This window comes from Streptococcus oralis, assembly GCF_965111685.1.
Classification (GTDB): domain Bacteria; phylum Bacillota; class Bacilli; order Lactobacillales; family Streptococcaceae; genus Streptococcus; species Streptococcus oralis_B.
In genome coordinates this window covers 140,843-167,500 of record NZ_OZ217340.1, presented here as the reverse complement: position 1 = coordinate 167,500, position 26,658 = coordinate 140,843, and the positions used below count along the sequence as shown (strand labels likewise).

Here is a 26,658-nt window from a genome sequence, read left to right as displayed (position 1 = left end):
AAAAGGCACGCTCTCACCCATTAACGGGCTCGAACTTGTTGTAGGCACACGGTTTCAGGTTCTATTTCACTCCCCTCCCGGGGTGCTTTTCACCTTTCCCTCACGGTACTGGTTCACTATCGGTCACTAGGGAGTATTTAGGGTTGGGAGATGGTCCTCCCAGATTCCGACGGGATTTCACGTGTCCCGCCGTACTCAGGATACTGCTAGGTACAAAGACTATTTTAAATACGAGGCTGTTACTCTCTTTGGCTGATCTTCCCAAATCATTCTTCTATAATCTTTGAGTCCACATTGCAGTCCTACAACCCCGAAGAGTAAACTCTTCGGTTTGCCCTCCTGCCGTTTCGCTCGCCGCTACTAAGGCAATCGCTTTTGCTTTCTCTTCCTGCAGCTACTTAGATGTTTCAGTTCACTGCGTCTTCCTCCTCACATCCTTAACAGATGCGGGTAACAGGTAGTACCTGTTGGGTTCCCCCATTCGGAAATCCCTGGATCATCGCTTACTTACAGCTACCCAAGGCATATCGTCGTTTGTCACGTCCTTCTTCGGCTCCTAGTGCCAAGGCATCCACCGTGCGCCCTTATTAACTTAACCTTATTTTTTGACCTTTCAGTCATAAACTCTTATTAATACTACAGCGTTTTCGGTTTATTTTCTTGTTACTATTTGATATAGATATTCAATTTTCAATGTGCATTACTTGGTGATCTCTCACCAATGGAGCCTAGCGGGATCGAACCGCTGACCTCCTGCGTGCAAAGCAGGCGCTCTCCCAGCTGAGCTAAGGCCCCACAAGACCTCTCAAGACTAAACAAGACCAATGTGCAGTTCCTTATCCTTAGAAAGGAGGTGATCCAGCCGCACCTTCCGATACGGCTACCTTGTTACGACTTCACCCCAATCATCTATCCCACCTTAGGCGGCTGGCTCCTAAAAGGTTACCTCACCGACTTCGGGTGTTACAAACTCTCGTGGTGTGACGGGCGGTGTGTACAAGGCCCGGGAACGTATTCACCGCGGCGTGCTGATCCGCGATTACTAGCGATTCCGACTTCATGTAGGCGAGTTGCAGCCTACAATCCGAACTGAGACTGGCTTTAAGAGATTAGCTTGCCGTCACCGGCTTGCGACTCGTTGTACCAGCCATTGTAGCACGTGTGTAGCCCAGGTCATAAGGGGCATGATGATTTGACGTCATCCCCACCTTCCTCCGGTTTATTACCGGCAGTCTCGCTAGAGTGCCCAACTAAATGATGGCAACTAACAATAGGGGTTGCGCTCGTTGCGGGACTTAACCCAACATCTCACGACACGAGCTGACGACAACCATGCACCACCTGTCACCTCTGTCCCGAAGGAAAACTCTATCTCTAGAGTGGTCAGAGGGATGTCAAGACCTGGTAAGGTTCTTCGCGTTGCTTCGAATTAAACCACATGCTCCACCGCTTGTGCGGGCCCCCGTCAATTCCTTTGAGTTTCAACCTTGCGGTCGTACTCCCCAGGCGGAGTGCTTAATGCGTTAGCTGCGGCACTAAACCCCGGAAAGGGTCTAACACCTAGCACTCATCGTTTACGGCGTGGACTACCAGGGTATCTAATCCTGTTTGCTCCCCACGCTTTCGAGCCTCAGCGTCAGTTACAAGCCAGAGAGCCGCTTTCGCCACCGGTGTTCCTCCATATATCTACGCATTTCACCGCTACACATGGAATTCCACTCTCCCCTCTTGCACTCAAGTTAAACAGTTTCCAAAGCGTACTATGGTTAAGCCACAGCCTTTAACTTCAGACTTATCTAACCGCCTGCGCTCGCTTTACGCCCAATAAATCCGGACAACGCTCGGGACCTACGTATTACCGCGGCTGCTGGCACGTAGTTAGCCGTCCCTTTCTGGTAAGATACCGTCACAGTGTGAACTTTCCACTCTCACACTCGTTCTTCTCTTACAACAGAGCTTTACGATCCGAAAACCTTCTTCACTCACGCGGCGTTGCTCGGTCAGACTTCCGTCCATTGCCGAAGATTCCCTACTGCTGCCTCCCGTAGGAGTCTGGGCCGTGTCTCAGTCCCAGTGTGGCCGATCACCCTCTCAGGTCGGCTATGTATCGTTGCCTTGGTGAGCCGTTACCTCACCAACTAGCTAATACAACGCAGGTCCATCTGGTAGTGATGCAATTGCACCTTTTAAGCAAATGTCATGCAACATCTACTCTTATGCGGTATTAGCTATCGTTTCCAATAGTTATCCCCCGCTACCAGGCAGGTTACCTACGCGTTACTCACCCGTTCGCAACTCATCCGCTCGGTGCAAGCACCAAGCTTCAGCGTTCTACTTGCATGTATTAGGCACGCCGCCAGCGTTCGTCCTGAGCCAGGATCAAACTCTCATTAAAAGTTTGAGTTCTCACTCATTTCTGTCACTGACAGATTTATTGTTTTTTTCATTGTTCAGTACTATAACTTCAGTTATAGTGCCCTGCACATTGGTTCGTCTTGTTCAGTTTTCAAAGGTCTTTGTCTCTCACTTCTCTCATGAGCGACAACTATATTAGTATATCACAGCTACCTGCCTCTGTCAACAGATTTTTTAAACTTTTTTCAAGTTTTTTCTAGCCACAATACACCATAGTCCGTACGGGATTCGAACCCGTGTTACCGCCGTGAAAAGGCGGTGTCTTAACCCCTTGACCAACGGACCTGAGTTTTTCAACTCTTTCTATTATACCTACTTTTCATCCTTTGTCAAGAACTTTTTTTCCTCTTTAACGAAATTCTGAAAAGATAAGGGAAAGAGCCAGTTAAACTGACTCCCTTTATTTATCTTGCCAATTAGTTGCACGTTCCTCTCCCCACCAGTAAGGGAGCAATTCGGCAACCTTAATTGTTTTTCTTGTTTCGTAGTTCATCATGAACTCTGCTTCTTTATTTTCAGCATTCAATTCTAAGAGAAATTCTCTGCAAGCGCCACAGGGCATACCTGATCCTTCGCCGTAAGGAGGTTTATCTCGAAAGGCGAGGATTTTCTTAACTTTAGTTTGTCCTGAAAATTGATACATATTGAAGAGAGCCGCTCGTTCTGCACAGAGATGAAAAACACCACAAGTGCCCTCCATACAAAATCCTGTGAAGATCTGACCATCTTCTGCTTCTACCGCAGCAACAACATGGTTAGCATAAACAAAGTCAGAAACTTCATGGGGATTGAATAAGGTTCGTGCTTCTTCATACATTTTTTCCCATGTATCCATCGGAAGTCCTTTTTATTTAGAGATCTCTTTCAGCATGTTTTCAATATGCTGGATTGACTTTTCACGTCCGAGTAAGAAAATGGTGTCTGGTAATTCTGGTCCATGCATTTCACCTGAAACGGCAATACGAATCGGCATGAAGAGGTTTTTCCCTTTAATACCTGTTTCTTTTTGAACTGCTTTGATTTGTGGGAAGATGTTTTCTGTCACAAATTCTTCATCTGTCATTGCTTCTAGTTTCGCTTTGAAGGCTTCCAGAACAACAGGAACGGTTTCTCCTGCCATGACCTCGCGTTCAGCGTCTGTCAGCTCTGGGAAATCTGAGAAGAAAAGATCTGTCAATGGAACGATTTCATCCACTGACTTCATTTGTGGTTTGTAGAGTTCTACCATTTTTTCAGACTTGTCAGTCAAACGCCCTGCTTCTTCTAAGTATGGTTTAGCCATTTCAAAGATTGTCGCAAGATCAGCTCTCTTGATGTAGTCGTTGCTCATCCAGTCTAGTTTCTTCTGATCGAAGGCAGCAGGAGACTTGCTGAGACGATTTTCGTCGAAAAGTTTAATGAGTTCTTCGCGAGAGAAAATTTCATCTTCGCCACCAGGATTCCAACCGAGAAGGGCGATAAAGTTAAAGACAGCTTCTGGCAAATAGCCTTTCTTACGGTAATCTTCGATAAATTGAAGGGTATTGGTATCGCGTTTAGACAATTTTTTACCCGTTTCAGAGTTGATGATCAAAGTCATGTGACCGAACTCTGGAGCTTCCCAACCAAGAGCCTCATAAACCATAAGCTGTTTTGGTGTGTTGGCAATGTGGTCATCTCCACGGATAACATGAGAAATTTGCATATCGTGGTCATCAATAACAACAGCAAAGTTGTAAGTCGGGTATCCATCTTTCTTTTGAATTACCCAGTCACCACCGATATTACCACCTTCAAATTCGATATCGCCTTTGACCATGTCATGCCATTTGTAAATACCAGCTTCATTGACGGCTAAGCGAACGGTTGGGATGATACCAGCCGCTTCACGTTCTGCAATGTAAGTCGCCTTTTCTTCTTCGCTCATGCCAAGATATTCATTGATGTAGCGTGGTGTTTCGCCAGCTGCTTCTTGGCGTTCGCGCTCAGCTGCCAACTCTTCTTCTGTAACGTATGATTTGTAGGCTTTTCCTTCGGCCAGCAATTGATCGATGTATTTTTGATAGAGTTCCAAACGCTCTGATTGGCGGTAATTTTCATGAGTTTCTGGGCTTTCATCCCAATCCATGCCCAACCAGCGAAGATTTTCAAGCTGAGAACGTTCTCCATCCTCAACATGGCGTTTACGGTCAGTATCTTCGATACGAATGATAAAAGTTCCACCATGATGGCGTGCGTAAAGGTAGTTGAACAATGCTGTACGGGCATTTCCGATGTGTAGGAGTCCTGTTGGACTTGGTGCGTAGCGTACGCGGATATCTTTTGACATAGTTTCTCCTATAAAGTCTCTAGGCGTCTGCCTTTTTGCTTTCTATATTATATCACAAGTCTCGCCTGAGTCCAATGTCTACGAATAAAGAGAGTAAAAAGAGTGGACAAGCCACTCTTTTCTTCTATTATAGACGTGCGTTAAGTTCTTTGCTCAATTCTTCAAATCCTGGTTTCCCAAGAAGGGCAAACATGTTACGTTTGTAGGCTTCAACACCTGGTTGGTCAAATGGGTTGATGGCATTCAAGTAACCTGAAAGGGCGATAGCCAATTCGAAGAAGTAGATCGTGTAGCCAAGAGTGAAGGCATCTTGCTCTGGAAGGGTTACGTACATGTTTGGTACATCACCGTCAGTGTGGGCAAGAAGAACACCGTCAGTCGCTTTTTTGTTTACAAAGTCAACGTCTTTTCCTTGAAGGTAACCAAGTCCGTCAAGATCTTCTTCCAAGCTAGGGATAATCACGTTCTTACGTGGTTTGTCAACACGGACAACTGTTTCGAACATGATACGAGTCCCTTCTTGGATAAATTGACCCAATGAGTGCAAGTCAGTTGAGAAGTTAGCTGAAGTTGGGTAAATACCTTTTTGGTCTTTCCCTTCTGACTCACCAGCCAATTGTTTCCACCATTCTGAGAAGTATTGAAGTGAAGGCTCGTAGTTTACCAAGATTTCAGTAGCATAGCCTTTGCGGTAAAGGATGTTACGAACTGCCGCGTATTGGTAAGCTTCATTTTCAACAATCTTGTCTGAAGTGTAATCTTTACGAGCTGCATTCGCACCTTCCATAAGGGCTTTGATGTCTGCACCTGATGCTGCGATTGGAAGCAAACCAACTGCTGTCAATACTGAGAAGCGTCCACCGATGTCATCTGGAACAACAAATGTTTCCCAACCGTTGGCATCTGCTTCAACCTTAACAGCACCTTTTTGGCGGTCAGTTGTTGCATAGATACGTTTGTTGGCTTCTTCTTGACCGTATTTCTTAACCAAGAGTTCTTTGAAAACACGGAAAGCGATGGCTGGTTCAGTTGTTGTACCTGATTTAGAAATCACGTTTACTGAGAAGTCTTTCTCAGCTACGTACTCTACCAAGTCAGCAAGGTAAGTGGATGAGATTGAGTTTCCAGCGTAAAGGATTTGTGGAGCTTTGCGTTCTTCTTTTGTTTGCAAGTTAGCAAAGTGGTGGTTCAAGAAGTCAATAGCTGCTTTGGCACCAAGGTAAGATCCACCGATACCGATTACAACCAAAACATCGCTATCTGACTTGATTTGCTCAGCAGCTTTCAAGATGCGGTCAAATTCTTCGCGGTCATAGTTTTCAGGAAGGTCCAACCAACCCAAAAAGTCGCTACCAGCACCAGTTCCTTTACGAATCAATTCGTCTGCAGCTGTTACTTGTGCTTGCATGTATTCCACTTCATGTGGGGCAACAAATTTGTCTAAAACTTTTGAATAATCAAATTTAATATGTGACATGATAATCCTCCAATATTTCTTCTTTTCTATCATAACGCTTACCTTCGATTTTTTCAAGCTTTTTTATTGAATTTGCCCAATTTTTATCAGAATTCAAACGTTTGCGTAAAAACGCTAAAATACAAAAAATCTGATAGGACGAATAAAAACGGCTAGAGATTCTAACCGTTACAATTCATTTAATAAATACTCAAATAGTTCTAAATTACCGTCCTCTTCATTGACCAAAAACTCTGGATGCCACTGCAAACCGATGATACGATGCTCGTCGATAGACTCAATCGCTTCCACCGTCTGGTCGCGAGGATCTACAGCCGTTACACGGAAATTAGGTGCTAGGTCTTTGATACTTTGTCGATGGACTGAGTTGACCTGACTTTCTTTGCCGAACAACTGAGCCACCACGCTTCCTTCTACTGTTTCAATAGAATGAGAGGTCCCAAAGGGCAGGCCTTGCCAGTGTCCCTCAATTTCTTGGTGGAGCGTACCACCAAAAGCAACATTGACCAGCTGGACACCACGGCAGATTGCTAAAATGGGCTTATCCTGACGAAGGGCTTCCTTCAAGAGGGCCAGTTCAAACTCATCTCGCACTAGGTTGTAATCATCGCTCTCGATGGTCTTTTTCTCCCCATAAAACTGAGGATGGACATTTTGCCCACCTGTCAAGATGAGTTTGTCGATCATTTCCACATAATCGCGAACAATGGACTCATCCCCTACAGGAATCACTAAAGGGAGACCGCCGACTTGACGAATGCTCTCTGCAAATTTACAGGATACAGATGAGTGAACGTTTTTCCCTTCTGCATCTACTGGACATAGGTTTGCAGCAACTCCTACAACCGTTCTAGCCATGATGTGTCTCCTTTCGATTTTCTTGCGACAGTCTTATCTTATCACTCCAACCCTTTCCTGTCTAATATGTTTTTTTAAAGACCGTGATAAGTATTTTTTATGGATAAGAAAAAGTTGCCCAATAAGGACAACTTTTCTATTCGAAGACAAATTGATTGTGATACAGTTCTGAATAGAAACCGCCGAGCTTGAGCAACTCGTGATGATTTCCACGTTCAATGACCTCTCCATCTTTGAGGACAATAATCTGATCGGCATTGAGGATGGTCTTCAAACGATGGGCAATGACAAAACTGGTTCGACCTGCTACAACTGCCTCCATGGCATGTTGAATCTTGCTTTCTGTTACGGTATCGACATTGGAAGTCGCTTCATCTAAGATTAGGACTTGAGGATCTGTCATCAAAGTTCGAGCGATGGAAATCAATTGTTTCTGCCCAGTCGAGAAGATATTTTGCTCATCATCAATAAGGGTATCATACTTATCAGGCAAGCTTTCGATATAGTCATGAATATGAGTTGCCTTGGCAGCTGCTTCGACCATTTCCTGACTGGCATCTGGCACACCAAAGCGGATATTGTCTCGGATTGTTCCGCTAAACAAGACCGAATCCTGCAAGACAATACCGACCTTACTCCGCAGACTGTCCAAGTCGTAGTCACGGATGTCTTTGCCATCAAAGGAAATGCTACCTGAATCCACATCGTAGAAGCGATTGATGAGGTTCATAATGGTCGTCTTCCCTGAACCAGTCGGGCCTACAACTGCTATCATCTGCCCCTTAGGAGCTGAAATGCTAACATCTTTTAAAATCGGCTTGTCTGGCACATAAGAGAAATCAATGTGACTGATTTCAACACCTTCTCGCAATTCCGTAAAGGCAGGCGCATTTTGCGGGCGAATCTCTTCTTCTGCATCGAACATTTCTTGGATACGATCCGCCCCAGTAAAGGCCAACTGGAGACTCCCCCAACTCGCAGCCACCTGGATAATCGGCTGGTAGTACTGCTGAGAAAATTGGGTAAACATGACAATCAAGCCTAGGGCTGTCGTTGTTTCGATACTTGGATCGTTCAGCAAGACCGCAGAACCTGCAAAAATAACGATGGCCGTATTGACCAAGCTCATCCCATTCATAACAGGAAAGAGGATACCTGAGAACATTCTCCCTTTAAAGGTCGCCTTACGCACGCGCTCATTTTGCTCCACAAAGCCTGCTACGATGTCGTCTTGAATCCCTTGTACGATAACAGCTTTCTGTCCAGAAATACTCTCATCCATGTAGGCGTTGAGTTTCCCAACCTCTTTTTGCTGGAGATTGGTATACTTGCGGGCCATTTTCACGATGAAAACCAACATGAGAAAGGCCACCGGGGTGCTGGCTACTGTTATCAGGGCTAGCGTCACATTTCTTGAAAACATAACAAAGATCAAACCGATGTAAAGAGCAATATTGCTCATGACCTGAACTAGACTTTCATTGAAGGCTTGAAGGATGTTGTCCAAGTCACTCGTGAAGCGAGAAAGGATATCGCCATCCTGATGGCGGTCAAAGAAAGAAACCGTTAAACGAGAAAGTTTGCCAAAGAGGCCCTTACGCATCTCATTTGTCGACTCAGCAATCACACGAGTCATCAAGGTCATGTAAATCAAACTGGATACCACTAAGGCGAGGACAACCAGAGCTAGATTCAGCATCAGAGCTGACAAACTCTGCCAGGCTAGTTCGGAAGTCCCATTTTGATAAGCTAGAACTAGGTTAGCTAGCTCCGTGACTGCTTGACCTGAAAAAACTGGAAAGAGGGCTTGGGCAATCGTCGCAACTGCAACCATCAGAACCACAATGACAAAGGAGAACTTGTAAACTTTAAAATAATTCCAGAAAAATCGAACGGTTTTCATTTTATTCCTCCTTTCCCTTTTGTGTTTCGTAGATTTCGCGGTAGACGGCATTGTTAGCTACCAAATCTGCATGCCGTCCTTCTCCAATCAAACGCCCTTGATCCAAGACCAAAATCTTGTCCGCATGGACGACTGAACTGATCTTTTGAGCGATGATAATGGTTGTTGTCCCTTTCAGGTCTTTATTCAAAGCTTCCTGTACGAGTCTTTCTGACTTGGCATCTAGGGCTGAAGTCGAATCGTCAAAAATCAGGATACGGGGATTGCTGACAATCCCACGGGCAATGGACATCCGTTGCTTTTGTCCACCAGAAAAGTTGGTGCCACGTTCTTCGACCTGACTCTCAAATTTGTTTTCCATGCGTCCGATAAATTCGCTGGCTTGGGCAATCCGTGCTGCACGTTCCATTTCTGACACGCTGGCATTGCCTTTTCCTTGGCGAAGATTATCTGCAATGGTCCCGCTAAAGAGAATAGCACGTTGCAAGACGATGGAAACTGTTTTACGCAAGGTTCCCTCGCTGACATCTCGAATATCCTTGCCACCAATCTTAATAGATCCCTCTTGTGGATCAAACAGTCGTGGAATTAACTGAGCCAAGGTAGACTTCCCTGCTCCAGTCGCTCCAACCACACCCACCATCTGACCAGGCGCAATTTCAAAGGTTACATTCTTCAGCATAGGCTCGTCATCATTGGGATAGGTGAAGGTCACATTTTCAAAAGAGAGACTTCCTTCTAATTCTTCGTCTGGGAGATCTTTAAAGGTCATCGCTGGCTCGGTATCTAGAATCTCGCGGATACGACGCAAGGAAATCATGGCACGGCTGACAGAATTCCCTAAAAATCCAACCATGATGATGGTAAAGATAATCTGGCTGAGATAGTTGATAAAGGAAGCAATAGAGCCCACAACAGATGGATCTGACTGAGCCATACCTGCCACCAACCAGATAGAGAGGAAGACCGCCCCATAGCCGACTAACATCATAAAGGGTTCTATAACTGAGAAGGCATAACCGATATAAAGATTTTGGCCGAGAAGTTCATCAGAAACATCGGTAAATTTGTCAAATTGTGCTTTTTCTTGTACAAAGGATTTGACCACGCGCACACCACGTAAATTTTCTTTGGCGATAGCATTAATCCGTTCAAGAAGGGTTTGAAACTTAGCAAATCGTGGCCCCATCATCCCCATCATGATGGCAGTTAGTGCAAAGATTAGGAGCACCATGAGGACAATCACCCACCAAAGTGACGGAAGAGTGTGAACCGCCAAGATAAAGGAACCAATAAAAAGAAGAGGGAGACGGAAGAGGATTTGAAAAGCCATCATCACCACGTTCTGAATTTGGTTAATATCATTGGTCATACGGACGACAAGGTTGCCGGCATTAAACTGCTCGATATTGGCATAAGAAAAAGTCTGAATCTTGCGAAAAGCGTCTTCACGAAGGTCCGAAGACACTCCTTGAGCAATATAGGCAGCAAGCGTTACATTGACTCCACCTGCAACCAGACCGACTAGGGCTACTCCTATCAGCCAAGCGCCAATACTATAAATAGCCTCATTTTGTCCGGCCAACAAAGCCTCTAACACCTCTTGCAAATAGCGCGGTTGCAAGAGCGAGCTCGCAACCATCAAGCCTGTCATCATTAGGGATGCCAAGGCCTGCCATTTATAGGTTTTTATCTTTTTAATGAGCATATTTCCTCCTAATAAAATAGATAAAGAGAGCGACATCCTGCGTCAGCTCCTTCTCATTCGTTCATATTGATGCTATTCTAGCAAAAAAGAGGCATCTTGTCAAAGAAGTCTCCTTATTATAAATTAGTGCGCTTTCATCTACAGGTGATGCATGAAAAGGCTTTTTATGGTAAAATGAAAGGAAGAACTCTTACAAGGAGGAAAAGATGAAGAAACAAACCATCGCTGTCTTGGGTCCTGGTTCTTGGGGAACTGCCCTTTCGCAGGTCCTAAACGACAATGGACACGAGGTTCGTATTTGGGGAAATATTTCTGACCAAATTGATGAAATCAATAACCAACACACAAACAAACGCTACTTCAAAGATATCCTACTGGACGAAAAAATCAAAGCCTATCATGACTTGGAAGAAACACTAAAGGATGTGGATGCTGTTTTATTTGTGGTCCCAACAAAAGTAACGAGACTGGTTGCCCAACAAGTGGCAAAGGTGCTCGATCACAAAGTTGTCATCATGCATGCCTCCAAAGGATTGGAACCAGATAGCCACAAACGTCTATCAACTATTCTTGAAGAGGAAATTCCAGTCGATCTCCGTAGTGAAGTCGTCGTTGTTTCAGGACCTAGCCACGCTGAGGAAACGATTGTGCGGGATATTACCTTGATCACTGCAGCCTCTAAAGACCTCGAAACTGCCCAGTACGTTCAAAACCTCTTTAGCAATCACTACTTCCGTCTCTATACTAATACGGATGTTATCGGGGTTGAAACCGCTGGTGCTCTCAAAAACATCATCGCAGTTGGCGCTGGGGCACTACATGGTCTAGGATTTGGCGACAATGCCAAGGCGGCTATCATTGCCCGTGGCTTAGCTGAAATCACCCGTCTAGGGGTCGCTCTGGGAGCTAATCCTCTGACTTATAGCGGGCTTTCTGGAGTTGGGGATTTGATTGTAACGGGAACATCTGTCCACTCTCGTAACTGGAGGGCCGGTGATGCTCTCGGTCGTGGAGAATCCCTCACAGACATCGAAGCAAACATGGGTATGGTCATCGAAGGCATCTCAACAACTCGAGCGGCTTACGAATTGGCTCAGGAATTGGGTGTCTACATGCCAATCACACAGGCTATTTACCGAGTTATCTACGAAGGTGTCAATATCAAAGAAGCAATCACTGACATCATGAACAATGAATTTAAAGCAGAAAACGAATGGTCTTAGACCCTTATAGAAAGGAACATCATGAAACAAAAAGTCAGAAAAGCAGTCATCCCAGCCGCTGGATTGGGAACTCGCTTCCTCCCAGCAACTAAGGCCTTGGCCAAGGAAATGTTGCCAATCGTAGACAAGCCAACTATCCAGTTTATCGTTGAAGAAGCTCTCAAGTCTGGAATCGAAGATATCTTGGTTGTTACGGGTAAGTCAAAACGTTCTATCGAGGACCACTTCGACTCAAACTTCGAATTGGAATATAACCTTAAAGAAAAAGGGAAAACAGATCTTCTGAAGCTGGTTGATGAGACAACCGGCATGCGCCTGCATTTTATCCGTCAAACACATCCACGTGGTCTCGGCGATGCTGTTTTACAAGCCAAGGCTTTCGTCGGAAATGAACCTTTTGTCGTTATGCTTGGTGATGATTTGATGGATATCACAGACGAAAAGGCTGTTCCACTTACCAAACAACTCATGGATGACTACGAGCGTACTCACGCGTCTACTATCGCTGTTATGCCTGTCCCTCACGACGAAGTATCTGCCTATGGGGTTATTGCTCCGCAAGGAGAAGGGAAAGATGGTCTTTACAGCGTTGAAACCTTCGTTGAAAAACCTGCGCCAGAGGATGCTCCTAGCGACCTTGCTATCATCGGACGCTACCTCCTCACACCTGAAATTTTCCAAATCCTCGAAAACCAAGCTCCAGGTGCAGGAAATGAAATTCAGCTGACAGATGCAATCGATACCCTCAATAAAACACAACGTGTATTTGCTCGTGAGTTCAAAGGGGCTCGTTACGATGTCGGAGATAAGTTTGGCTTTATGAAAACATCCATCGACTACGCTCTCAAACACCCACAAGTCAAAGACGACTTGAAAGACTACCTCATTCAACTCGGGAAAGAGCTGGCTGGGGGGGAATAGAAGAATATTCCATATAAAAAGAAGAACTAGGATAGTTAATTATCCCAGTTCTTTTTATTTAATATTGCTATTCTTTAGAACATCTACTTAAAAAGGAATCTGTATTTCTCAGTTCACTTACTTATAAACTCCATCGAATTGGTCTCAAACTCCATGAAAGCGCTATGATATTATTTGTTTTTAAACAAATATAGGAGTACAATGAATTAGTATAATAAAATAAAAAGCACCGAATCGGTGCTCGCTTTCTCAAGTTGTGTACGGACAAAGCCTTATTTTAACTTGCTGTGTTGTTTCGAATAGTTCCAACACTTGTATTGTATACCATTCTTTTAAAAATTGCAAGAAGAAATCTATATATTGAAAATGTTTTACAATTTCTTGATTTTAATAGTCAAAAGATATATAATTTAGCCAAGGTTAATATATTAGCATTTGCTGATAAGAACTTAAAGAGTATAACTCAAAGGAGAACACTAAATGAGCAACAAACCTTACTCTATCGGACTTGATATCGGAACAAACAGCGTCGGATGGGCCGTCATTACGGATGACTATAAGGTGCCATCGAAAAAGATGAAAGTTCTGGGCAATACTGATAAACATTTTATCAAGAAGAATCTGATTGGAGCTTTATTATTTGATGAAGGGACTACTGCTGAAGATAGACGTCTAAAACGAACCGCGCGCCGTCGCTATACCCGTCGAAAAAATCGTCTTCGCTATCTTCAAGAAATCTTTTCTCAGGAAATAAGCAAGGTGGATAGTAGTTTCTTTCATCGACTAGATGACTCCTGTTTAGTTCCTGATGATAAAAGAGGGAGTAAATACCCTATTTTTGCTACCTTGATAGAAGAAAAAGAATATCATAAGCAATTTCCAACTATCTATCATTTGAGGAAACAGCTGGCGGACTCAAAAGAAAAAGCTGACTTGCGCTTAATCTATCTGGCATTAGCTCATATGATTAAATACCGCGGACATTTTTTATATGAAGAATCTTTCGATATTAAAAACAATGATATTCAAAAAATCTTTAACGAGTTTATAAACATTTACGATAACACCTTTGAAGGAAGTTCACTTAGCGGACAAAACGCGCAAGTAGAAGCAATTTTTTCTGATAAAATTAGTAAATCTGCAAAGAGAGAACGCGTTCTAAAACTCTTTCCTGATGAAAAATCCACTGGTTTATTCTCGGAATTTCTCAAGTTAATTGTAGGAAATCAAGCTGAGTTTAAAAAACATTTTGACTTGGAAGAAAAAGCTCCGCTACAATTCTCTAAGGATACCTACGATGAGGATTTGGAAAACTTACTCGGACAAATTGGAGATGGTTTTGCAGACCTTTTTCTAGTTGCTAAAAAACTCTATGATGCTATTCTTCTATCAGGAATCTTAACTGTTTCAGATCCTTCAACCAAGGCCCCGCTATCGGCATCTATGATTGAGCGCTATGAAAGCCACCAAAAAGACTTGGCAGCTTTAAAACAATTCATCAAAAACAATCTTCCAAAAAAATATGATGAAGTTTTTTCTGATCAATCTAAAGAGGGGTATGCTGGGTATATCAATGGCAAGATCACTCAAGAAGCATTTTACAAATACATCAAAAATCTTCTCTCTAAGTTCGACGGAGCAGACTATTTCCTTGATAAAATCGAATGTGAAGATTTTTTGAGAAAACAACGCACCTTTGATAATGGTTCTATTCCTCACCAAATTCATCTTCAAGAGATGAATGCCATTCTCCGTCGACAAGGAGAACATTATCCATTTTTGAAGGAAAACAGAGAAAAAATTGAGAAAATCTTGACCTTCCGTATTCCTTACTACGTTGGCCCATTGGCTCGTAGCAATCGTGATTTTGCGTGGCTTACTCGAAATTCTGATCAAGCAATCAGACCTTGGAACTTTGAAGAAATTGTTGATAAAGCAAGCTCTGCGGAAGACTTCATCAATAAGATGACTAACTATGACTTGTATCTCCCAAAGGAAAAAGTTTTGCCTAAGCACAGTCTCTTGTATGAAACGTTTGCTGTCTATAATGAATTAACAAAAGTAAAATTTATTGCAGAAGGATTGAGAGACTATCAATTCCTTGATAGTGGGCAGAAGAAGCAAATTGTCAATCAACTATTCAAAGAGAAAAGAAAAGTAACTGAAAAAGACATCATTCATTATCTACACAATGTTGATGGCTACGATGGAATCGAACTAAAAGGAATTGAAAAACAATTTAACGCTAGTCTTTCTACTTATCATGATTTACTCAAAATTATCAAGGATAAAGAGTTTATGGATGATTCTAAAAATGAAGAGATTCTTGAAAACATCGTCCACACGCTAACTATCTTTGAAGATCGTGATATGATTAAGCAACGCCTTGCTCAATATGACTCTCTCTTTGATGAAAAGGTAATCAAGGCACTAATTCGCCGACATTATACTGGTTGGGGAAAACTCTCTGCTAAGCTGATTAACGGTATCTGTGATAAGCAAACAGGGAATACGATTCTTGATTATCTGATTGATGACGATAAAATCAATCGCAACTTCATGCAGTTAGTCAACGATGACGGACTTTCCTTCAAAGAAATTATCCAAAAAGCACAAGTGGTTGGCAAGACAGATGATGTGAAGCAAGTCGTCCAAGAACTCCCAGGCAGTCCTGCTATTAAAAAGGGAATTTTACAAAGTATCAAGATAGTTGATGAACTTGTCAAGGTGATGGGCCATGCTCCTGAGTCCATTGTGATTGAGATGGCACGAGAAAATCAGACAACTGCCAGAGGGAAAAAGAATTCTCAACAAAGATATAAGCGCATTGAAGATGCACTGAAAAATTTAGCACCTGAGCTTGATTCAAATATATTAAAAGAACATCCAACAGATAATATTCAACTTCAAAATGATCGTCTCTTCCTCTACTATCTCCAAAATGGGAGGGATATGTATACTGGGAAATCTCTTGATATCAACCAACTGAGCAGCTATGACATTGACCACATCGTCCCACAGGCCTTTATCAAGGATGATTCTCTTGATAACCGTGTCTTGACTAGTTCAAAGGATAATCGTGGGAAATCCGATAATGTTCCAAGTTTAGAAGTCGTTCAAAAAAGAAAAGCTTTTTGGCAACAATTGTTGGATTCCAAATTGATTTCAGAACGTAAATTGAATAATTTAACCAAGGCTGAACGTGGCGGGCTAGATGAGCGAGATAAAGTTGGCTTCATCAAACGCCAACTAGTTGAAACACGTCAAATCACAAAACACGTTGCACAGATTTTGGATGCTCGCTATAATACAAAAGTGAATGAGAAGGATAAGAAGAACCGTACCGTCAAAATCATCACTTTGAAATCCAACCTTGTTTCCAACTTCCGTAAAGAATTTAGGTTATACAAGGTTCGGGAAATCAATGACTACCACCATGCACATGATGCCTACTTAAATGCCGTAGTGGCTAAGGCCATCCTTAAAAAATATCCTAAACTAGAGCCTGAATTCGTCTATGGTGAGTATCAAAAGTACGATCTTAAGCGCTACATCTCAAGATCCAAAAATCCTAAAGAAGTCGAAAAAGCAACTGAAAAATATTTCTTCTACTCAAACTTGTTGAACTTCTTTAAAGAAGAGGTACATTACGCAGACGGAACCATCGTAAAAAGAGAAAATATTGAATACTCCAAGGATACTGGAGAAATCGCTTGGAATAAGGAAAAAGATTTCGCTACAATCAAAAAAGTTCTTTCACTTCCGCAGGTGAATATTGTGAAGAAGCGAGAGGTGCAAACAGGTGGCTTCTCTAAAGAGTCTATTCTTCCTAAAGGAAATTCTGACAAGCTAATCCCTCGAAAAACAAAGGATATTCTTTGGGATACTACTAAATACGGGGGATTTGATAGCCCTGTTATCGCCTATTCGATCTTGCTCATTGCCGATATCGAAAAAGGAAAAGCGAAAAAACTGAAGACTATCAAAACTCTAGTTGGTATCACGATTATGGAAAAGGCCGCTTTTGAGGAGAATCCAATAACTTTCCTTGAAAATAAAGGCTATCATAATGTCCGTAAAGAAAACATCCTCTGCCTACCTAAGTATAGTTTATTTGAACTGGAAAATGGTCGCAGACGACTACTTGCAAGTGCGAAAGAACTTCAAAAAGGCAATGAAATAGTGCTTCCAGTATATTTAACAACCTTGCTCTACCATTCTAAAAATGTCCATAAACTAGACGAACCAGGACATTTAGAATACATTCAGAAACACCGAAATGAATTTAAGGATTTATTAAATCTTGTATCTGAGTTCTCTCAAAAATATGTCCTCGCAGATGCAAATCTAGAGAAAATCAAGAACTTATATGCAGACAATGAGCAAACAGATATAGAAATTCTAGCAAATTCGTTTATCAATTTGTTGACCTTTACTGCTTTGGGTGCTCCTGCTGCCTTTAAATTTTTGGGCAAAGATGTTGATCGAAAACGATACACAACTGTATCCGAAATCCTCAACGCCACCCTCATCCACCAATCCATCACTGGTCTCTACGAGACTCGGATTGACTTAAGCAAACTAGGAGAAGACTAATGGGATGGAGAACCGTTGTTGTCAATACACACTCTAAGCTCTCCTACAAGAACAATCACTTGATTTTTAAAGATGCCTCTCGGACAGAGTTGATTCACCTGTCCGAGGTGGACATCCTGCTTTTAGAGACGACGGATATCGTTCTCTCCACTATGCTGATAAAACGCTTGGTGGATGAAAATATTCTGGTCATCTTTTGTGATGATAAACGCTTGCCAACGGCATACTTAATGCCCTACTACGGTCGGCACGATTCCAGCTTGCAACTCTCTCGTCAAATTACTTGGAGCGAGGAGGCTAAAGCACAAGTTTGGACCACCATTATTGCACAAAAAATTCTTAATCAGGCTTTTTATCTGGGGAGTTGTGGTTTTCTAGAAAAATCTCAGTCCGTCATTGATCTCTATCATGGTTTGGATTTGTTTGATCCTAGTAACCGCGAAGGGCACGCAGCTCGGATTTATTTTAACACCTTGTTTGGAAATGATTTTAGCCGTGAACAAGATAATGATGTCAATGCTGCCTTAGACTACGGTTACACCTTAATTTTGAGTATGTTTGCGCGTGAGATTGCATTGTCTGGTTGTATGACCCAGTTTGGCTTGAAACATGCCAACCAGTTCAATCAATTCAACCTCGCTAGCGATATTATGGAGCCTTTCCGTCCGATTATTGATAGAATTGTCTATGAAAATCGAAACAGTTCTTTTGTCAAAATCAAACGAGAACTTTTCACTATTTTCTCAAATACCTTTCACTACAATGGCAAAGATATGTATCTGTCCAATATCGTCAGCGACTATACTAAGAAAGTCATCCAAGCTCTCAATCAACCCGAGAAAGGAGTTCCTGAGTTTAGGATATGAGTTATCGATATATGCGTATGATTTTAATGTTTGATATGCCAGTTGATACCGTAGAGGAACGTAAGGTCTATCGGAAATTTCGGAAGTTCCTCATAGACGAGGGATTTATCATGCACCAATTCTCAATCTATAGCAAGCTCTTGCTCAACAACTCTGCTAATAACGCCATGATTGAGCGACTCAAGGCTCATAACCCTAAAAAAGGGAACATTACTCTCTTAACCGTTACAGAAAAGCAGTTTTCTCGCATGATTTACTTACATGGTGAGCGAAATACCAGCGTAGCAAACTCCGACGCACGCTTGGTCTTTCTGGGAGAGGAGCCTAGAGATGAAGATTAATTTCCCACTATTGGATGAACCATTAACTATTGAAAATGCAACCTTTTTAGTGTTGGAAGACCAGTTTACCTTTTCAACTATCGTCAAGCAATTCTACCAATATACTGATGATGGGGAGTTGAAGTTGTTTGATAGAAATCTAAAAGCTCTGAAAGAGGCTGAGTTACTAGTGATAACGGATGTCTTAGGATACAATCTCAACTCACCTGCCATGCTCAAGCTGATACATGCTGATTTAGAAAATCAACTCAATGACAAGCCCGAAGTCAAGTCCATGATTGAAAAGTTGGTTGCTACGATTACAGAATTGCTGGCATTTGAGTGTTTGGAAAACGAGTTAGACCTAGAGTATGATGAAATTACCATTCTAGAGTTAATCGATGCACTTGGTGTCAAAGTCGAAAGCCTGAGTGATACACCTTTTGAAAAGATGCTAGAAATTGTCCAGGTTTTTAAATATCTTTCTAAAAAGAAACTCCTTGTTTTCATCAATGCATCCGCCTATCTATCAAAGGATGAGTTAGTAAATTTGATAGAGTATATCCAACTCAATCAACTAAGAGTCTTATTTGTCGAACCTCGAAAAGTCTTTGATTTTCCGCAGTATGTGCTGGATCAAGACTATTTCTTGAACCCTGAAAATATGGTATAATAAGAGTAACAATTGGAACCTGACGAGCTGAAGTCTGGCTGAGACGAATGGCGCGATTACGAAATTTCGGAAGAAAAATTTTTCTACGAGGTTTTAGAGCTGTGTTGTTTCGAATGGTTCCAAAACCACCATGTTAGATAACCTGAAGCTTGGTTAGTTTTAGAGCTGTGTTGTTTCGAATGGTTCCAAAACAGTTCGTGAGCTGGTCACAAGGGACTATGTGTTTTAGAGCTGTGTTGTTTCGAATGGTTCCAAAACCATTTTGAATTTTGGATATCATGGTCAGCTGTTTTAGAGCTGTGTTGTTTCGAATGGTTCCAAAACGTGCAGGACAAGTCTTGCTTAACATTTAAAGTTTTAGAGCTGTGTTGTTTCGAATGGTTCCAAAACTCAAGTTCGTTGACTCTCCCATGTCAATCAGTTTTAGAGCTGTGTTGTTTCGAATGGTTCCAAAACGCATTTCGTGGCTGGTTATAAGTACAGTATGTTTTAGAGCTGTGTTGTTTCGAATGGTTCCAAAACTTAATTTCTGCAACCATTGATTTAATCACTGTTTTAGAGCTGTGTTGTTTCGAATGGTTCCAAAACCTTGGAAGTATCGGGATCTCGTGCTGCATTGTTTTAGAGCTGTGTTGTTTCGAATGGTTCCAATCTACAAAAAAAGCTACTCATTTTTTGAGTAGCTTTTTAACTATTCCATCCCTTACACATAGCTCATTCCCTTATAGCAAAGGAAAACGGCTAGTACAATAAAAAGTAGGGTTGCTCCTATTCGCTGGCTGGTGCTATACATTCTTTTTTCCCATTTGACTGGAAAAATGACTGCTAGAAAAGCACCGCCTACTGCGCCACCAATATGCCCTGCTAGGCTGATTCCTGGAATCAGAACACTTCCAATGATATTTATCACGAAAAGCGTCAGGTAGGATTGCCCCAACTGCTGGATATAGGAGTTGCGAGTTGCGTAACGCAAGACGATAATCGCAGCAAATAACCCATAGAGAGAAGTGGAGGCCCCTGCTGCTAGGACTTTCGGTGTGAAAGCAAAAACAAAGAGATTACCCATCATTCCTGATAAGAGATAGAGAAAGAAGAACTGCTTAGAACCGAAAATCTCCTCCACCTGTCGTCCAAGAAAGTAGAGTGAAATCATATTGACAATGAAATGCTCCCATCCAATATGCACAAATATAGCCGAAAAAAGGCGCCATATCTGCTCGGGGAACAAACGAATGATCGGTCCATACATGGCTCCAAACTGAAGCAAGGTATCTGCTCGTTCAAAATTTAAACCTGTAAGAACCAACATCAAGAGAAATACCAATGCTGTCACTAGGAGGAAGAAACTGGTCACAGGATAACGTTTATCAAAGATTTCCTTCATCTATTAGCACCTCCTGAACGGCAATATCATGGTCTTCCGAGTTGAAATCCTGAATTTGACAAGGATAGATTGTGCTCAGACTCTGCCCAGCAAAATGTTCCAGATAGCGGTCGTAGTAACCTCCACCATAGCCAATCCGATAACCCTCTGTTGTAAAAGCCAAGCCCGGAACATGAATCAAATCAATCTGAGACGGTTCCACCACTTCCAAGTCGCCTTGCGGTTCCAGTAAGCCAAAGGAAGTTTTTACCAACTGCTGTGGATTGTAGACCACAAACTCCATACGCCCCTTGGGATAGGTTTTGGGTATCAGAACTTTTTTGCCGTCATTCAGCGCCTGCTCGATCAATTCTTGCGTTTGAAATTCATGAGGGAAGGAGAGATAGGTTGCGATGGTCTTGGCTTCTTGGTAAAAGGGGTGATTTAAAAATCGCTCTGTTAAAGCTTGATCCATAGCCTGTTTTTGTTCCTGAGATATAGCCTTCATTTCGTGTAAGACTTGCTTTCGTAGTTCTGCTTTCATAGACAATTCCTCTACTCTGCTGCCTTCTTTTTCAGGAAACTAGATACCACTTCCACCCCAACGGCTAAGGCTTCTTCCTTGGGACTCATCTGAGGGTGATGAAGGGCGTAGGGACTGTCGATACCTAGCCAGAACATAACGCCATCTACCTTCGAAAGGAGATAGCCAAAATCCTCACCTGTCATAGCAGGCTCGATATCAATCAACTCAATTCCCTCTTTCTCTTCAAAAAAGTCCATCAGTTCACGCGCCAAGGCTGAATTATTCTCAACAGGTAGGTAGCCCCCTTGTTTGAGTTCTACATCGACTTCCATATCAAAGGCTGCTGCAACCCCTTCTGCGACTGTCTTGACTCTTTTTTGTACCAAGAGGCTCATGTCTTGAGTCAAGGCGCGAATGGTTCCGTGTAAAAATGCTGTGTCTGTAATGACATTGTTGGTTGTTCCAGCTTGGAAAAGGCCAAAGGTCACCACCGCCCCCTCGATTGGATTGACATTGCGGCTGACAACTGACTGTACTTGGGTTACAAAGTAACTAGCAGCCACCAAGGCGTCATTGGCTTCATGCGGAAAGGCTGCGTGTCCTCCTTTTCCTTTGAAACGAATCTTCACCTCACAAGTCCCTGCAAAGAGCGTATGGGTATTGGTCGCAATCTGTCCAACCTTTAGATCCGGACGAACATGGAGACCATAAAACTGGTCTGGCAACCAATCTCCAAAAGCACCATCCTCATACATGAGCATACCACCAGCTTCATTTTCTTCAGCAGGTTGAAACAGAAAAAGCAGATTATTCTTGGGTTGCTCCTCAAGGGCGCGTTCGAGACAGCCCAAGGCAATAGTCATATGAAAATCATGGCCACAAGCATGCATGCGACCTTGGTGTTGAGAAGCGAAAGGCAGTCCTGTTTGTTCGACGATAGGCAGACCATCAATGTCTGTTCGCCAACCAATAGTTCGCTCCGGCTGACTTCCCTGCAGGTAGACCAAAATCCCTGTCCGCCAAGTACGAACTTGAACAAAGTCCTTGCCTGCAGTCAATTTCTCAATCACATCCAGCAAATAAGCATGAGTCTTGAACTCCTCCAAGCCAATCTCTGGAATCTGGTGTAAATCTCGTCGAGTCTGAATCAAATCTAACATCTATCGATCCTCCTTTTGATAGAAGAAAGAGGCTGGAAAAAGGGTTCCGCCTCTTTTTTACTTTTACAATTACAAGGTGCGAAGCGCATCCTCTAGCGCTGTTTTTTGTTGGGTTTGGGCATCAATTTCTTTGATGATACGAGCCGGAACACCTGCTACTACAACGTTTTCTGGGACATCTTGGGTAACGATAGCTCCTGCGGCAACGACTGAACCACTACCGATTTGTACCCCTTCGATAACCACTGCATTAGCACCGATAAGAACATTGTCTCCAACACGGACTGGTTCAGCACTAGCTGGCTCAATCACACCCGCCAAAACTGCACCTGCACCAACGTGACTGTTTTTCCCAACGATGGCACGGCCACCAAGGATAGCACCCATGTCAATCATGGTTCCAGCACCGATTTCAGCACCGATATTGATAACTGCTCCCATCATGATAACAGCATTGTCACCAATTTCCACATGGTCACGGATAATAGCACCTGGCTCGATACGAGCGTTGATAGCACGTTTATCTAGCAAGGGAACGGCAGAATTACGAGCATCTTGCTCGACAACATAATCCTGATTTTCTACCAAGCCTTCGAGAAGCGGAGCGATATCCTTCCAATCTCCAAAAAGAACATTGCCTAGCTTGACAACAGAGCTTGGTACAGCAGTTGCAAGTTCCCCTTCAAAGGTTACTTTGACACTGGTTTTCTTTTCTGCATTAGCGATAAATTGGATAATTTCTTGAGCGTTCATTTTTGTAGCAGTCATAGGTGCCTCCTGGTTCGTTATAATGATACCTATTCTACCAAAAAAGGCCTCAAATTTGAAGCCTCAACTATCAAATAATCATCTTTACTTGGCTTGTTTTGCTTCTTCAACAGATAAGAAAATCATCGGAACGATAATCAACACCATAGCCAAGGCAAAAAAACCATCCATGACCAATCCCAGAAAAAGAACACTTAATAAAGCTGAAGAGAGCGGTTCGCTAGCACTCACCACCGATACAACCAGCGGGGAAACGAGTGACACAGCCTTCATAGATAGGAAAAAGGCAAAAGCAGTACCAAACACGGCAATCGTCAGACAAATCAGCACACTTACCAGATCAACTTGAAAACTTATCCGATAAATAGGGTAAAGGAAATTACTAAAGAGCCCTGCCAGAATCATCCCCCAACCAACAGTCGGAACGAAACCGTAGCGCCGTGCAAAACGCTGAGGCAGGATAACATTAAACATGACCCCTACTGCACTGAGCAAACCAGTCACTAGAGCCAAGGGTGTCATGGATAACTGGGACAAATCCCCTTTTGTAGATATCAAAAAAACACCGAGCATGGCAATTAAAACATAGAGAATCGCTGTAATCGAAGCTTTTTTCTGGTAAACGATTCGATTGTAAAACAGGATAAAAACAGGGCTGATAAATTGCAAAATGGTCGCCGTCGTCGCATTGGAATACTCAACGCAGAGATAGAAGAAAAACTGCACAGAAAAAATACCTAGAATAGCATAGGCTAAGAAAGGTAGATAATTTTTCTTATCACGCCAGATGTCCAACAAGCGGCTACGCAACTGAAAGGCAGATAGACCTAAAACCAAACTCCCCGCCACTAATAAACGCATAGAAGTAATCCATCCAGAGGACACTGGATAATGAGTGAAAAAATACTCTCCTAAAATCCCACAAATCCCCCAGATTAGGCCTGAGAGTAGCGAGTATACTGTTCCCTTAACAATCTTTTTCTGATAATGATTCATATTATTATTGTAACACGAAACCAACAAAGAAAAAAGTAGCAACAAGGAGAAATTACTAACCTTGCTACTACTCTTTCTTAACGATTAAATAGACGTGAACGTCCTGTAGAACCACTCTGAGTATTTCCACTCGAACTTGAGCTTGGAGGAGTCACTGCCGGAATGCCTCCTAGAATATTCTTCCATGCGTTCAGATAATCTGCATCGCTTCCTCCAATAGCAAAGCGATAGGTGGTCACTGGGGCACCTTCTTTAGTAGCCCAGTAGCTCGTTACTGTTGATCCAGAAACTTCTATTTCTTTCCCATTGATGGAAACCTTGCCTGGTTTTTGCCCTGTAGATCGGAGAACTTGTGACTTGGTCACACTTGGATCCAGGTTAAAACGCTCATTCCCCCATATTCCAGGTTCAGCTTGTTGAATAGCATTGACCAAGTGGGCCATATAGTTGGCATTGCGGTAGTGGCCTGCTCCTTTGGCTAGTGGTCGGTTGTCATCGTGACCTAACCATCCACCCAAAGTCAAGCGAGGTGTAGAAAGCATGAGCCACATATTTTCATCTTCATTGGTCGTACCAGTTTTTCCAATCCAGTCAGCACTAGCTAGGGATGGATTGATAGTCGTCAAGTCCGTCTGGAAACTTGAAGTAATCCGAGATGAAATGACATCCCGAAGGAGACTTTGCATGATGGTTGCTGTCGCTTTTGAATAAACCTGGACAGGCTCATCCTTGTGCTCGTATACCACTCGACCATCCGTTGACTCGATCTTCGCGATCATATGTTTCTTATGGTAAACTCCTTTGTTGGCTATCGTTTGGTATCCGTTGGTATGTTGGGCAACTGTAACATCAATCCCCCCACCCATCGGCAAACTTTCAATCCCATATTCTGGGATTTCGTAACCCATTTTTTCCATATAGCCCTTGACATCAACGCCCTTCTCTCGAAGCGTACGATAAGTCCAGTAGGCTGGGATATTCCATGAGTAGTTAAGGGCTTCTCCCAAGGTCATCATACCTGTACCAGGACTATTAACATACATGATGGGATTCCCATTTGAAAAGTTTGTCGGATAGTTAGACAAGATACTTGCACTTCCCATCAAACCTTGGTCAATCGCGATACCATAGGCTAATATAGGTTTCGTGGTTGAAGCTGGAGAACGCTTGGTATCGATAGCGTGATTATTCTGATTTTCTTGATAATTACGACCACCAACAAATCCTAGGATAGCTCCCGTTTGGTTGTCCATGAGGACATTCCCCACCTCAGGCTGACCTGTCGAATCATCTAGCAGATAGCCGTAGGTCGCAACCGCATTTTGCATCGCAGCATGAACATTTTTATTGATAGTTGTCGTAATCTTATATCCACCATTTTCAATTTCCTTAGTGGCTAAATCACGATAGGATTTCTGAATGGACTCATTCTTTAATTCTTGCGCAGAAACATTATCTCGTTGGACGAGGTAGTCATACATGCGATCAGTAGCTTCTGCCAAGGTTGCATAGTAGAGATAGTCACGCGAAGTACCACTAACACTACCTGATGGTAGGAAGTCTTTCTTAAAGTCATAATCTTTGTACTTATCGTAGTCTTCCTGACTTAGAGCCCCTGTCCGGTACATGTTGTAGAGAACATCCTTGGCACGCTTAATCCCCAAAGCCATATCCTCATCACTCTTCATACTACCATCAGATTCATAAGGAGAATAACTGATTGGACTCTGTGGCAATCCTGCGATAAAGGCAGCTTGAGGGACCGTTAAATCCGAAGCATTGACCCCAAAGATTCCTTCTGCAGCCTGCTGGGCACCTGCAATATTTTGACCTTTATGATTGCGACCAAAAGGAGCAATGTTAAGGTAGGTTGTCATAATCTCATCCTTACCCATGACCCGTTCTAAAGCTAGAGCATCAATAATTTCTTTGGCCTTACGAGCTAGAGTTGGAGCATCCCCCACCACTTGCTGCTTGATGACCTGCTGAGTCAATGTCGAACCACCACTAGACGAGCCTAGACCGACAAAGGTTCCCAAGGTCGCACGAATAACAGCCTTAGGTACAACTCCCTTGTGTTCATGGAAATGCTCGTCCTCTGTCGCAACAATAGCTTTCTTAAGGTTGTCTGAGATAGCATCTGAAGCGACTGAAGTGCGCAATAAATCGCCCTCAATCGAGGCAATAGTACTGCCGTCAGAATAAGTGATTTCTGAGATGGAGGCAATATCCTTCACTTGTTTGACCAACTCTTCTGCTTGAGGTACCTGGGCCTTGTCAAATAGAGCGACTCCATAACCCATAGCCACACCAGCGCCAAACAGTCCACCGATAAAACCTAGGATAAAGAGAGTGTTAAAAACTATTTTAAACCCACTCAAAACCCTAGCAAAAATAGACCCTGCCTTTCTAACTTTGTCAGAAGAGGTCCCCTTTTTACTGGTTTTCTTATTAGCTAGTTTTTCTGCTAGTCTTTTCTTCCATTTTGCAATTCGTTGCATTAGCTGATGGAAAAAATGCAGCATTCTTATTTTTAATTCATTAATTCTTTCTTTCATGAATGTCCTCGCTTTCTTT

General features: G+C 42.8%; 18 protein-coding genes, 2 tRNA genes, 2 rRNA genes and 1 CRISPR repeat array (1 of these 23 running past the window's edge). Of the genes, 6 read left to right on the top strand and 16 right to left on the bottom strand.

The features are described 5' to 3' along the window. The 10 genes from ACLV7H_RS00925 to ACLV7H_RS00880 all read right to left on the bottom strand — a co-directional run. Positions 1-598, bottom strand: a 23S ribosomal RNA gene (locus ACLV7H_RS00925) (it extends 2,303 nt beyond the left edge of the window). A gap of 124 nt (positions 599-722) precedes the next feature. Beyond that, a tRNA-Ala gene (locus ACLV7H_RS00920) sits at positions 723-795 on the bottom strand. A gap of 51 nt (positions 796-846) precedes the next feature. After that, positions 847-2,395, bottom strand: a 16S ribosomal RNA gene (locus ACLV7H_RS00915). Together the 16S and 23S rRNA genes with 2 tRNA genes alongside form the textbook arrangement of a ribosomal RNA operon. A 233-nt stretch (positions 2,396-2,628) precedes the next feature. Further along, a tRNA-Glu gene (locus ACLV7H_RS00910) sits at positions 2,629-2,700 on the bottom strand. Positions 2,701-2,815: 115 nt separating this feature from the next. Then, positions 2,816-3,250: a cytidine deaminase family protein gene (locus tag ACLV7H_RS00905; protein ID WP_411866123.1), complete on the bottom strand. Its 435-nt coding sequence runs from the start codon at positions 3,248-3,250 to the stop codon at positions 2,816-2,818. 12 nt (positions 3,251-3,262) lie between these two features. After that, positions 3,263-4,723: a glutamate--tRNA ligase gene (gltX, locus tag ACLV7H_RS00900; RefSeq protein ID WP_411866122.1), complete on the bottom strand. Its 1,461-nt coding sequence runs from the start codon at positions 4,721-4,723 to the stop codon at positions 3,263-3,265. A gap of 127 nt (positions 4,724-4,850) precedes the next feature. After that, complete coding sequence (locus ACLV7H_RS00895; RefSeq protein ID WP_411866121.1) at positions 4,851-6,200, bottom strand: glucose-6-phosphate isomerase; 1,350 nt, start codon at positions 6,198-6,200, stop codon at positions 4,851-4,853. Between the two features lie 168 nt (positions 6,201-6,368). Continuing rightward, complete coding sequence (locus ACLV7H_RS00890; RefSeq protein ID WP_411866120.1) at positions 6,369-7,058, bottom strand: gamma-glutamyl-gamma-aminobutyrate hydrolase family protein; 690 nt, start codon at positions 7,056-7,058, stop codon at positions 6,369-6,371. A 136-nt stretch (positions 7,059-7,194) separates the two neighbouring features. Then, positions 7,195-8,961 (bottom strand): ABC transporter ATP-binding protein, encoded by a 1,767-nt coding sequence (locus tag ACLV7H_RS00885; protein ID WP_411866119.1) that lies wholly within the window; start codon positions 8,959-8,961, stop codon positions 7,195-7,197. 1 nt (position 8,962) lies between these two features. Beyond that, positions 8,963-10,669, bottom strand: coding sequence for an ABC transporter ATP-binding protein (locus ACLV7H_RS00880; RefSeq protein WP_411866118.1), 1,707 nt, complete (start codon positions 10,667-10,669; stop codon positions 8,963-8,965). Positions 10,670-10,875: 206 nt separating this feature from the next. Between ACLV7H_RS00880 and ACLV7H_RS00875 the strand changes: the two genes are divergently transcribed. The 6 genes from ACLV7H_RS00875 to csn2 all read left to right on the top strand — a co-directional run bounded on the left by ACLV7H_RS00875 (position 10,876) and on the right by csn2 (position 19,268). Further along, positions 10,876-11,892, top strand: coding sequence for an NAD(P)H-dependent glycerol-3-phosphate dehydrogenase (locus ACLV7H_RS00875; RefSeq protein WP_411866117.1), 1,017 nt, complete (start codon positions 10,876-10,878; stop codon positions 11,890-11,892). A gap of 21 nt (positions 11,893-11,913) precedes the next feature. After that, positions 11,914-12,813 (top strand): UTP--glucose-1-phosphate uridylyltransferase GalU, encoded by a 900-nt coding sequence (gene galU, locus ACLV7H_RS00870; RefSeq protein WP_049490103.1) that lies wholly within the window; start codon positions 11,914-11,916, stop codon positions 12,811-12,813. A gap of 480 nt (positions 12,814-13,293) precedes the next feature. Continuing rightward, the gene (cas9, locus tag ACLV7H_RS00865) at positions 13,294-17,409 is read left to right on the top strand and encodes a type II CRISPR RNA-guided endonuclease Cas9 (protein WP_411866116.1); all 4,116 of its coding nucleotides are present in this window, start codon (positions 13,294-13,296) and stop codon (positions 17,407-17,409) included. Continuing rightward, on the top strand, positions 17,409-18,275 hold the full coding sequence (gene cas1 / locus ACLV7H_RS00860; protein ID WP_411866115.1) for a type II CRISPR-associated endonuclease Cas1: 867 nt from the start codon (positions 17,409-17,411) through the stop codon (positions 18,273-18,275). Before cas9 ends, cas1 begins: the two co-directional genes overlap by 1 nt. Continuing rightward, positions 18,272-18,616 (top strand): CRISPR-associated endonuclease Cas2, encoded by a 345-nt coding sequence (gene cas2, locus ACLV7H_RS00855; RefSeq protein ID WP_411866114.1) that lies wholly within the window; start codon positions 18,272-18,274, stop codon positions 18,614-18,616. Before cas1 ends, cas2 begins: the two co-directional genes overlap by 4 nt. Further along, positions 18,606-19,268 carry a type II-A CRISPR-associated protein Csn2 gene (gene csn2, locus ACLV7H_RS00850; RefSeq protein ID WP_411866113.1) on the top strand — a complete coding sequence of 221 codons (663 nt, stop codon included), beginning with the start codon at positions 18,606-18,608 and terminating at the stop codon, positions 19,266-19,268. The genes cas2 and csn2 overlap by 11 nt, the downstream gene beginning before the upstream one ends. Positions 19,269-19,358: 90 nt before the next feature. Beyond that, positions 19,359-19,922: direct repeats of the CRISPR family, unit length 36 nt; unit sequence GTTTTAGAGCTGTGTTGTTTCGAATGGTTCCAAAAC. 49 nt (positions 19,923-19,971) lie between these two features. On the opposite strand, the gene ACLV7H_RS00845 is transcribed toward csn2, so the two are convergent. The 6 genes from ACLV7H_RS00845 to pbp1b all read right to left on the bottom strand — a co-directional run bounded on the left by ACLV7H_RS00845 (position 19,972) and on the right by pbp1b (position 26,639). Continuing rightward, entirely contained in the window at positions 19,972-20,652 is a 681-nt protein-coding gene (locus tag ACLV7H_RS00845; protein WP_411866112.1) for a rhomboid family intramembrane serine protease, read from the bottom strand. After that, positions 20,636-21,175 carry a 5-formyltetrahydrofolate cyclo-ligase gene (locus ACLV7H_RS00840; protein WP_411866111.1) on the bottom strand — a complete coding sequence of 180 codons (540 nt, stop codon included), beginning with the start codon at positions 21,173-21,175 and terminating at the stop codon, positions 20,636-20,638. The genes ACLV7H_RS00845 and ACLV7H_RS00840 overlap by 17 nt, the downstream gene beginning before the upstream one ends. Positions 21,176-21,186: 11 nt before the next feature. After that, complete coding sequence (locus tag ACLV7H_RS00835; protein WP_411866110.1) at positions 21,187-22,317, bottom strand: N-acetyldiaminopimelate deacetylase; 1,131 nt, start codon at positions 22,315-22,317, stop codon at positions 21,187-21,189. 69 nt (positions 22,318-22,386) lie between these two features. Further along, positions 22,387-23,085 (bottom strand): 2,3,4,5-tetrahydropyridine-2,6-dicarboxylate N-acetyltransferase, encoded by a 699-nt coding sequence (dapD, locus tag ACLV7H_RS00830; RefSeq protein ID WP_411866109.1) that lies wholly within the window; start codon positions 23,083-23,085, stop codon positions 22,387-22,389. Positions 23,086-23,169: 84 nt separating this feature from the next. After that, positions 23,170-24,081 carry a DMT family transporter gene (locus tag ACLV7H_RS00825; protein WP_411866108.1) on the bottom strand — a complete coding sequence of 304 codons (912 nt, stop codon included), beginning with the start codon at positions 24,079-24,081 and terminating at the stop codon, positions 23,170-23,172. Positions 24,082-24,158: 77 nt separating this feature from the next. Beyond that, the gene (gene pbp1b, locus ACLV7H_RS00820) at positions 24,159-26,639 is read right to left on the bottom strand and encodes a penicillin-binding protein PBP1B (RefSeq protein ID WP_411866107.1); all 2,481 of its coding nucleotides are present in this window, start codon (positions 26,637-26,639) and stop codon (positions 24,159-24,161) included. Positions 26,640-26,658: the final 19 nt, after the last annotated feature.